Raw genomic sequence first — 10422 nt, 5'->3', positions numbered from 1 at the left:
GCAGCCTGTCTGCGTCTGATCACGGCGTTGGCTCAGGAAGAAGCGGGTGAGTGGGCTGCTCAACCCACGTATCTGGACATGAAGGAACTGGCGTTGTGGGACGCGCTCAGCCAGCCGCTTCCGACCGCGCCAGTCGCATGAACACACCAAAACACGAAGCCACCTATTTGCAGACAAATCGGCACTTGACCCCGAGCCGGGCAACGGCTGCGATCCTATGCTTGACTACCGGCGTAGTCGCACTATTCTGACCCCTGATGTCAGACGGGAATCAACCCAATCTGCTCTACTACGGGGATAACCTCGCCATTCTCCCGCAGGAGACAACATGCCAATTCTAGCGTGCAAGCATCCCGATCAGTTGATGGTTCAGATTGAGCCGACCAAGGCCCTGCTTGCCAATCTGGACAAGAGCCACCCAGACATTCTGCGCGCTGAAGGCATCGTCCCAGCCGACTATCACGGTAGCATGGTGTTCCGCTCTGCGATAGAGAGCATTCGCGGGACCTTCGCGGCCACCACGACCCCACGCGCGCAGTTCACGAACGCGATCCTAGCCCGTATGAAGGAAGCTGGACTGCTGAAGGACTGGCAGCCCATCGGTGGTCGCGGTCGCTGCGACTACAGTCTAGTGCTTCCAAAGGGTCGCGGAGACTGGCACGTCGCAGTCGAAAGCAAAGGCGGCGAGGGTAACAGCTTCAACATTGGTGACCGGCCCAACTGGGCCAACGAGTACATCATCTGGGGCCATCTCGATGGCGCGATAGTCAATCAGCCTGACTACGGCGCTTCGGCGAACCTATTCACCCGACTGAGCGCCGAGATAGTGGCGAACGGCAAGACGGTAGATGCCTACGTCGTGTGGGACCGGTTTTGCGGCACTAGCATCAGGCCGTGCCCAAAGATGCCCGGAAATGGAATAGGGAAGATCCCTCCGCCCTGCGTCTTCTTGCTTCCTCGCGGCATCCCCACCGCTGACGAGCCGCGACCGCGCCTCGCTCGCCTAGATGAAGTCAGGTTCATCAAGGCCCTGCTGGACATGTTCGGACTGAAGGAAGCCGTCTGGGACGTCCATGTGAAGCGTGTTGGCATCGAGGTCTACCGCAAAGACTCGACAGAATACAGATCTGTGCCCATGCGCCGAGTGATAGTCTACCAGGGCGAAACCGCACTTGAGCAGAAGGACATCAAGATTACGCGCGGTGAGCACATCTTCCGTGACGCCCCACGTCTGCATGACGGGCCTAGCTCTTGATGTGACCCAACAGCAGCTTTTCCTCGACGTCGTACCTAAGCACCTGGACCCGCGGCTTTGGCGCGGTTCGTTCAACGGCAAGGAGAGTACACTCCAGCAACTCTCACCCTACGTTGGGAAGCTCAAGTCCGGTATGGTCCAGGCTCTACTGCGGCTCTACTCGCAAGAAGGTGACTGGGTGCTCGACCCGTTCTGCGGCTCCGGAGTCGTTCCTCTGGAAGCCCTGCTTCACGGCCGGCGCACCCTCGCAAACGACCTCAGTCCGTATGCCTACCACTTGACGCTGGGCAAGCTTGCAGTGCCAAGGTCCGAAATCGAGGCCCTTGCGCGTGCAACTGCTGCGATGGACGCGGCCGAAACCCGCGCCAAGGAACTCCGCCCGTCAGACTTTCCCGACTACATTCGCGCATTCTTCCATCCGGACACACTCCGTGAGACAGCCGCCACGTTTGAGGTACTCACCGATCGCAAGGAACACTTCCTGCTTGCTTGCCTCATGGGCATACTGCACCATGTGCGCCCCGGATTCCTGTCATACCCAGCAAGTCACCTGACTCCCTATCTCCGTGTTAAGAAGTATCCCCGCGACGAATATGCCTCGATGTACGCCTACCGGCCAGTTCGTCCTCGGCTGGTGGCCAAGGTGCGCCGGGCTTTCCGCCGAACCCTGATTACCAGACCATGGGGTGAATCCGACTATCGCGTGCTCTGTGAGAACTCAATGCACCTGTCGCTACCCGATGAATCAGTAGACCTGGTGCTTTCTAGCCCTCCCTATTTCGGGGCGCTTGACTACGCACGCGACAATCGACTCAGATTGTGGTTCCTGGGGTCAAAAGACTGGAAGGCGCTGGACCGCTCGCTCACAGCCAGAGACGAGGTGTACATCCCGCAGATGACGGAATGCCTCAAGGAAATGGAGCGTGTGCTCAAGCCCGGCAGATTCTGCATTCTTGTGCTTGGCGATGTCGAGCGGGATGGCAAGAGCAGACGCACCGCCGAGCTCATTGGAGAACTGGCTGAAGTCGTGACCGAATCCCGCCTCGCAGTCTCCGGTCTCGTCCGCGACGAGATACCAGACATCCGCCGTTCCCGACGCCGAACCAGCACGACCAAGGTCGAGAAGATACTCGCGCTAAGGAAGCGGGCTGACTCACTTAGGGCGGCAAGGACCGAACCTGTTGCCGTCGCCGACAAGCCACGCAGAAGGAAGGGACGCTAGGTGAACACCCACAAAGGCAGTGCGCCAATTCCACCGGATGCCCTGTTGCGTCTCGCGCTGTTTGATCCGAAGTTCTCAGATGAGTGCGGCCATGAGGCGACAGACTACATTGTCCTCCAGGCCTTGGCACCTCAAGGTCAACTAGTGGTGACACCCCGAGACATCAGAGTCACGATCAAGAAGCTCTTCTTGCTTGACTATGAAGAGACCGAAATCGAGGCTGCAGCGCGAAGACTGGCCGCAAAGGAGCTCCTGAAGTTCGACAAGCCGCATATCGCTGATCCAGCGGTGATACAGCTCACCCCCGGAACTGATGACAAGCTCTCACGTGACCTGTTGAAGGTCACCGAAGATGAATCATCGGTTCTGTCCTCGTGGAAGGAAGAACTGCGGGCGAAGTACAACGACTACCCCAGCATCACGGAAAACCTCAACCTAATCGAGCACGCCCTCAAGGCGTTCATGGCCCAAATGCTGCTCCGGCATGGAATACAATGTGTGGAGTTGCTGTACCCGGAAGAAGCCAAGACAAGGCGCTGGCTCACCAGCGTGGAAGGCGACATTCTCGCCACGCTGCCAAAGTACGAGGAGTTCCTCGACGCCGTCGTCCGTCTCGAGATCCCCGCGTTTCTGAGAAGTGCTGACGCCAAACGAAGAGCATACGTCGGCGGACTGGCGAACAGCAGTTTTTTCTGGCACCTGCTCCAAGTAGATGAGAAGTGCTCCAGACTCCTAAGGGCCGTCACGCACGGGATCAGGCTCTACATCGACGTCAATGTGCTCTACTGCCTAGCGGGTCTGGATGGGCCGCACCTGCTCGCATCGTCTCACGCAATGCTCTCCATCTCGAAGAAGCTCGGTTGCTCCCTGATAGTGACCTCGAGGTCGCTGGACGAATTCCAATCCTCTCTCAAGGCCAAAGCAAGAGAACTGGAGGGGCGGGGCCAGATCCCGCGCGAACTCGCGAAAGTGGCAATTGGCTCTTTGGAAGAAGACGATTTCATCTCAGTCTACTGGCGGGAACTTGCTGAAAAGGGAGTGTCAATACAGGACTTCGCCATGGAGAGGTCACACGCGAGCAGGTTCCTGTCCAGCCTCGCCATAGAGATCTCAGATGAACACCGTCAGGATATCGAGACGTCGCAGGAACTCCGTGAACAGGAAGACATCCTCCGTTCGTTCTGCCGGGATGACATTAGTGAACAGGTCGTAGAACATGACGCATTCCACAGAATCCTCGTGCTACGGGCACGCGGAACGCCCCGCTATCACGCATCGGATGCTGGCGCGTGGTTCCTGACCAACGACAGCAAATTGCCTGCGTACGATAGACGTGCGCGTGAACAAGAGGGGCGAATCAACATGCTCCCCTTCTGCGTTACGAGCAATGAGTGGGTCCAGATAAACCGCCCCCTCTTGACGCGGACAGATGGATCCGACGAGTACGAGAGATCATTTCATTTGCTCGTCACCCAGCCGTTCGTTCGCTCGCTCACGGCGACCTTCTCTCTGTCAAAGGCCTATAGCGAAGTGCTTACACGGGCTGCTAGGTACAAGAGCATGACGCCGCAGTTGGCCTTGTCGCTCATCACGGACAAGCAGTTCGTAGTCACAGTGGGCATGGAGGTAGACCCGCTCAGAGCTGAAGAGCGTATTGAGAACAAGCTGGCTGAACTGGTGACGAAGCTGCAGGATGAGAACGCCCAGCTCAGCAGCGATGTGGCCTCCATGAGGGGCGAACTCAGCTCGCTCAACAGCAAGGTGGACGAGATCAGTCAGAAGAGCAAGAATGACATTGAGAGACAGCAAGTCCGCGCGCGGGATTTGGAGGGAAAGCTCATCACCGAGACGAGTGAGCTTTCAGAGGCGCGGCGCAGAATCGAGACATCGCAAATCAAGCTGCGCAAGCTGAAGTCAGCGCTCAGGTGGATGGGCTGCGTTGTGCTCTGGGCGGTACTCCTGGACATCGCTACGCGAATGCGTTGGGGCGGTCTACACGGGCTCAGCAAGCTTGCCGCCGTGAGCGCTCTGGTAGTTGGCTGCTTTGGTGCACTTGCGATCCCGCTTGGCATGAAGCGGACATGGAGCGTCCTTGGCGGTATCGCAGCGCTAGCTTCCATTTTGGGACTGGCCTGGATTCTGCTGAACCCGTAGGGGCCAAAATGGGGAAGATCAGGAGGGGGACAGCCACCATCTGCGTGGGGATTTGGGGACACCTAATATGATTCAATCCGAAGCGCGTCAAGATGCTGTGGAGCCAGGCGCAGTCACCCCATTTCGGGAAGCTCCCACGAGGCACTGCAGATTTGCGCGGGCGTTGCCCGCTAGCCTCAAGCCCCAAGCCAGTTTCACCCCAAGCCCCGCACCTTAGGGGCTTCCGCCCCTCAAGGCGGTGTACGCGACTCCCTTTGGTCGTCGCACGTGCACCTGTCACCCCGTTGGGGTGAAACTCGCCGCAAGCTCAAGCCGGCTGACGGTTCACGGCTGACCGCTTCGGCCACTCGACCACTGCAGCACTGGAGCACTGGACCACTCGATCCTTCCCCCCGCCGATTTGACACCCCCGCCCGAAGTCTTAGAATCCAGCCATGACCGAATTGCCTGACTCCTCCGGCGCGGGCCTTCCGGACGCGGTGGAAACCGGGATGGATCGCCCATGCGGTTTCTGCCATATCATCGCCGGTGAGGCCGCGGCGTCATTCGTGTTTCGCGACGATCGGGTCGTGGCCTTCATGGACCTGCGGCCGGTGAACATCGGGCACTTGCTCGTCATCCCCATCCGTCATGCGGTCTACCTGGCAGACCTCGACAATGCAGACGGCGCGCAGATGTTCCGCGTCGCACAGCAACTGGCAGCAGCCCTCCGTAGATCCGGGCTGAAGTGCGAGGCCGTCAACCTCTTCCTTGCTGACGGAGAGCAGGCCGGCCAGGAGGTGCCGCATGTGCACCTGCATGTCATCCCGCGCTTCCGCGGTGACGGTTTCGGCCTGGTCTTGCCGCCCGGCTACGGCCACAAAGCCGCCCGCCCAGACCTAGACCGTGTCGCCGAGACGATCAGGAACCGCCTTCACCAACCGTACTCACCCGCCGGCAGCTAGTGGCTGGCGGCCCGCGGCTGACAGTCGACGCCTTGTCCTCGGACACCATATTCCATCATCCCCCGGCCGGGGTCTCCATCTCCGATAGCACCACGCTCCTCTTCGAGGATACCAGGCCGCGACATACGGTGATGAAGGTGCGCCACTAGCCATTCTCACAAATGGGCCCTGCCACAGCCACCAGAAACGGCGAGCCCCAGAGTGACCAAGGGCAGGCACCCCAGTTCGGGAAGCTCCCACGAGGCATTGCAGATTGGCGCGGGCGTAGCCCGTTGGCCCCAAACCGCGAGCTCTCCCCCGCCGGTTTGACATCTCCGCCCGAGAGTCCTGGAACACGGTGAGGAATGACCTTCCAAACGGCGGGCATATGATAGCAGGGAGCTTGATGGATCGCGTGTTCGACCGCGGTAGCGTTTCTGCGGATGTCCGCCGTCTCCCAAAGGAGGTTCTGTGAGGAGTCTGTCTATGCTCGCGTCGGTCGCCGTCTGTCTGCTCTTTCTTAGCCAGCCGTCGCTTGCATCCGAGGCTCTGGATTACCTTGACGACTCACCGTCCGAAGTAGACGGCGTGCCCCTGTGGCTGGGCGATGACTCTGGCGCCACCATGCCACTCTGGAAGCTCGAGGTCAAGCCACAGCCGATCTCCATCCCTGAGGCCGAGTATCCGGAGCGGGCGCGAAAGGCAGGCATCGAAGGGCGGACCGTAGTCGAGGCGCTGATTGACACGAACGGCTTGGTCGCCGATGTGCGGGTGCTGATGCCGTCGGGCAACGCCGACCTCGACCTGGCCGCGGCGGCCGCGGCCAGGGAAGCGAAGTTCCGGCCGGGAATGCAGCGTGGCGTGCCGGTGCGGGTCTGGGTCAGCCTGCCCTTCCGCTTCAGGCTCGATGATGGCAAGAAGACCGATCGGCCAGCACCCAAGGGGATCTTCGTTCGCGACGACGGCGAAGTCCTGCCTCCTTTCCCACCGCCGCCGGTCCAGGCTCCCGGACTCGATTCCGCGCTTGCGGACCTGGCCCGGAAGCTGGTTGACGGCAGCCATGGCGAATCGCTGCCTCGGCTGGCGGTAACGCCTTTCGAGCAGCTCTCCGGCTCGGTTGGCGACACCGGAGTCTACATCGCCGAGGTCCTGGAGATGCAGCTCGCCGGATCGGGCCGGTGCCGGGTGGTCGAGCGCGAGGCGGTCGCGCAGTTGCTCGGCGTAGCCGCACCGACGCGGGCTGCAGTGATGGACACGGCCGCCCGCCGCAACCTGGTCAGAGTCTTCCGGCTCTCGGGAATAGTAGCGGGCACGTTCACGCACATGGATGGCGGCATGAAGCTCATGGCCCGCGTGGTGAACCCCAGGACCGGCCTCATCACCCGCACCGGCGAGGTCCGGATCGTCGGACCGAGGCCGCAGGGAAGACCCCGGCCGCCTGTGCCCCCTCCTCCGGCGCCTGAGTTGCCCAAAGGCGTCACTCGTTTCGAGGGTGAGAACTTGAAGCTGAAGAACATCACCGCCGGGACATACGAGGTTCAACCCTATACGTTCGGCGGCCAATGGAGCGGCGGCCGCCAGTCATGGTGGTGGGGCGCGCACCCCGGCGACCGGTTGGACTTGCACCTGCCCGTCACGCCCGGGCGATACCGCGTGACCGCGCAGTTCTGCAAGTCGCACGACTACGGTATCGTCCAGTTGTTGATCGACGGCAAGAAGGTCGGCAAGCCTATTGACTTCTACGCCGACAGGGCGATCGTCTCCGGGCCGATGGACCTGGGCATCCATACCTTCGGACCCGGCACACACGTTCTCTCGGCGGTGTTGAAGGGCGCAAATCCCAAGATGCATCTGCGTGGCGACGACCGTTCCGGGGGAAAGATCCTCTACCTGTTCGCAGTGGATTACCTGGACCTCATCGAACAGGGGAAATAGGGACGTCACCTATTCGGCAACAGTGAACCAGCGCCAGTCACCCTACTTCGGGAAGTTCCCACGAGGCAATGCAGATTGACGCGGGCGCAGCCCGCGGACTTCAAGCCCCAAGCCAGTTTCACCCCAAGCCCCGCACCTTAGGGGCTTCCGCCCCTCAAGGCGGTGTACGCGACTTCCTTTGGTCGTCGCACGTGCACCTGTCACCCCGTTGGGGTGAAACTCGCCGCAAGCGTCGAGCTAGCGCAAGCACAAACTCAAGCACGAACATCACGACAGCCCGAACGCAAGCTCGGTCCAGCTAGCATAGGCCAGCGGACTCCTTCCAGCCGGTTGACCTGACTTGACGACATTTGCGCTGTAGACTGTTGACAGTCACGAACTGAGTTATAGACTGAAGCATTCGAGGAGGTAGCAATGCTTGAACGCCTGAGCCTGATTGCTGTGCTCTGCAGCGCCGTCCTCGTTTCGGGCTGCGGTATCGCGCCACCCGAGACGCCAGATGCGCCGTCCGGCCCCCGCGCCGGCGACGTGGGAGAATCGTACGCTTTTACAGCGAAGACCTACGACCGGCAGAATCTGCCGCTAAGGTACCAGTTTGACTGGGGAGTGCGCGGGCAGATGGAGTGGAGCGGGTACGCGCCGAGCGGGATGCCGGTAACCCTGTCCCATGCCTGGCGGGCAGCCGGGGTCTACCAGGTGCGCGTCCGGGCCGAGAACGTCCTCGGCAGGCAGTCGGAGTGGTCGCCATACCACCTCATCCTCATCGGGTCACGGCAGTCGGGCTATCCGGACTCGGTCATCGCTACCATCAGCACCGGGTCAGGATCCGGCCCGGTCGGCATCGACGTGACGCCGGACGGCCGGTACCTGTACGTTGCCTGTCGCGGGCAAAGGCTCGTCAAGGTCTACCGGACTTCCGACAACTCCCTCGTCGGCTCGGTCACGGTCGGCGGCGGAGCCTACGATGTCTGTATTCTCCCGAACGGCGAGTACGCCTACGTACCGAACATCAGTGACCGCAATGTCAGCGTTATCAGGCTGTCCGACAACACAGTCGTCGCTACCATTCCGGTATCCGAGGACCCGGTCCACTGCGAAGCCCTGTCCAACAGCGAGTACGTGTATGTGTCCAATCATGCCGGTAACGTTGTATCGGTCATCCGCACCGACGACAACGAGGTCGTCGCCACGGTGCCGGTAGCCGCCGCGCCGTGGTGCCTTGCCCTGAACAAGGAAGAGACTCACATCTATGTGAGCTGTTCGGGTTCGGACCGGCTGGCGAAGATCCGGACCTCCGACAACACGGTCATCGGGTATGTCACAGTCCATGACGGGCCGGAGGGAATCTGCATGACTCCGGACGGAGCCTACTTCTACGTTGCGTGCTACGGCGGGACGCAGGACTACGTCGACATCGTTAGCACTAGGAGTGACTCGGTCGTCGCTTCTATCCCGATCAACGGTCGCCCGTGTGTCGTAATGACGCTTCCCGGTGGCAACTACATATACTATGCTGCGCACGACAGCGGGAAGATCGGCGTCATCTCGACTGAAACGAGAGAAGTCGTCTGGTCAACCGGCTACTTCAGCGGGGCGTGCTACATGGCGGCCACGCCTGACGGGTCACGTGTGTATTTGTGCGGCCTGCACGAAGACAACGTGATCGTCTTTGGCCGGTAGTCCGCACGAGGCGAAAAGACAGGACATTCTCCAAGTTCCAGTCCGAACCGCGGCAAGGTAGTGTGATACCGTCACAGCCGCCAGCTTCAAGCCGCAAGCCAGTTTCACCCCAAGCCCCGCACCTTAGGGGCTTCCGCCCCTCAAGGCGGCGTACGCGACTTCCTCTGGTCGTCGCACGTGCACCTGTCACCCCGTTGGGATGAAACTCGCCGGGGGAGAAACGGGGACACGATACTTAACTCAATCCGAAGCGCGTCAGCGAAGTGTGACTCCGTCGCAGCCGCCAGCCGCGAGCTTCAAGCTAGCCCAAGCGCAAGCGCAAGCTCAAGCGGCAGCGAGTTAGCAGTTAGGAAGGCAGCGGTGCGCAGTTGTCCGGACGGCGGATGTCAGTTGACACTCAGCCACGTCCGGGTATCCTGACCCAATGCCCCATCGGCCGTTGCTGTATCTGGAGACGTCGATCTTCGGCTTCTGCCTCGACGACGAGCCTCGTAACCTGCTCCGGCGTGAGGCCGTAACTACCCTGCTAGACCAGGTTCGCCTCGGTATCCTCAATGCCGTAACATCGTCAGTCACCCTTGACGAGGTCGACCGTTCCCCCGAGCCGCTCAGGCAGAGGCTCCTCGTCCTGCTTGAGAGCGTGGGGACGATCGACGCCGGAAAAGAGGAGGTCGAGAGGCTCGCGAAGGCGTACATCGAAAGCGGCGTCATCCCAGAGGACTGTTATGATGATGCCCGTCATGTTGCCTACGCCACCGCCGGGAAGGCAGATGTACTCGTATCCCTGAACCTGCGGCACATCGCCAATGAGCGAGCCGAGCGAGGAATCGGCGCTGTGAACCTGCGCGAGGGCTACGGCGTACTGCGCATCAAGACACCGGAGGAGGTGCTTGAATATGAAGATTGACGGTTTGGATTGGATGGACTGGTTGCATAAGATCCGCCGGGAGTCGGAAGCGGAGCGCAAACGTCTCGGCCTCTCCGGTGAAGAGTGGCTGCAGCACAAAGATAAGCGGGCAGCGGAGGTCCGAAGGGAAATCGCATCACTCGCTGCACCCGCGGCCCGAGACGCGTCGCGACCCAGAGACTGACGCTCCAGCCCAGCCCGGTCCGAATCCGACTCCCCGACTTTCGAGGGTGAAGAGGGACACCGAGCTTGTCCAGAAACCCTCTGGAGATGGTCATAGGGTATTGTCGTTCGCGACTGTCTGCGATTGACGCGAGTCCGCCCTATGCTATGCGGCCCAGGCAGG

General features: G+C 60.9%; 7 protein-coding genes. All 7 read left to right on the top strand.

The window, feature by feature from the left end:
* The first annotated feature begins 328 nt into the window (after positions 1-328).
* The 7 genes from FJY68_11905 (at position 329) to FJY68_11875 (ending at position 10076) form a co-directional block, all read left to right on the top strand.
* The gene (locus tag FJY68_11905) at positions 329-1255 is read left to right on the top strand and encodes a hypothetical protein (protein MBM3332530.1); all 927 of its coding nucleotides are present in this window, start codon (positions 329-331) and stop codon (positions 1253-1255) included.
* Entirely contained in the window at positions 1236-2477 is a 1242-nt protein-coding gene (locus tag FJY68_11900) for a hypothetical protein (protein ID MBM3332529.1), read from the top strand. Before FJY68_11905 ends, FJY68_11900 begins: the two co-directional genes overlap by 20 nt.
* 45 nt (positions 2478-2522) lie before the next feature.
* Positions 2523-4631: a hypothetical protein gene (locus FJY68_11895; GenBank protein MBM3332528.1), complete on the top strand. Its 2109-nt coding sequence runs from the start codon at positions 2523-2525 to the stop codon at positions 4629-4631.
* Between the two features lie 491 nt (positions 4632-5122).
* Positions 5123-5575 carry an HIT family protein gene (locus FJY68_11890; GenBank protein ID MBM3332527.1) on the top strand — a complete coding sequence of 151 codons (453 nt, stop codon included), beginning with the start codon at positions 5123-5125 and terminating at the stop codon, positions 5573-5575.
* A 450-nt stretch (positions 5576-6025) separates the two neighbouring features.
* Positions 6026-7489, top strand: a complete 1464-nt coding sequence (locus FJY68_11885; protein MBM3332526.1) for an energy transducer TonB — start codon at positions 6026-6028, stop codon at positions 7487-7489.
* Positions 7490-7903: 414 nt separating this feature from the next.
* On the top strand, positions 7904-9169 hold the full coding sequence (locus tag FJY68_11880) for a YncE family protein (GenBank protein ID MBM3332525.1): 1266 nt from the start codon (positions 7904-7906) through the stop codon (positions 9167-9169).
* A 424-nt stretch (positions 9170-9593) separates the two neighbouring features.
* Positions 9594-10076, top strand: a complete 483-nt coding sequence (locus FJY68_11875; protein ID MBM3332524.1) for a type II toxin-antitoxin system VapC family toxin — start codon at positions 9594-9596, stop codon at positions 10074-10076.
* Positions 10077-10422 lie beyond the last annotated feature (346 nt).

It is taken from the genome of candidate division WOR-3 bacterium, assembly GCA_016867815.1.
Taxonomy (GTDB): domain Bacteria; phylum Hydrothermota; class Tepidihabitantia; order Tepidihabitantales; family Tepidihabitantaceae; genus UBA2258.
The sequence above is the reverse complement of the archived record's forward strand: the minus strand, read 5'-3'. Positions and strand labels throughout refer to the sequence as shown.

What these genes read in the sequence shown, in the direction of transcription:
- FJY68_11890 (MBM3332527.1), top strand. Translation starts at nt 5,123, where the DNA reads ATGGATCGCCCATGCGGTTTCTGCCATATCATCGCCGGTGAGGCCGCG.
- FJY68_11905 (MBM3332530.1), top strand. Translation starts at nt 329, where the DNA reads ATGCCAATTCTAGCGTGCAAGCATCCCGATCAGTTGATGGTTCAGATT.
- FJY68_11880 (MBM3332525.1), top strand. Translation starts at nt 7,904, where the DNA reads ATGCTTGAACGCCTGAGCCTGATTGCTGTGCTCTGCAGCGCCGTCCTC.
- FJY68_11875 (MBM3332524.1), top strand. Translation starts at nt 9,594, where the DNA reads ATGCCCCATCGGCCGTTGCTGTATCTGGAGACGTCGATCTTCGGCTTC.
- FJY68_11900 (MBM3332529.1), top strand. Translation starts at nt 1,236, where the DNA reads ATGACGGGCCTAGCTCTTGATGTGACCCAACAGCAGCTTTTCCTCGAC.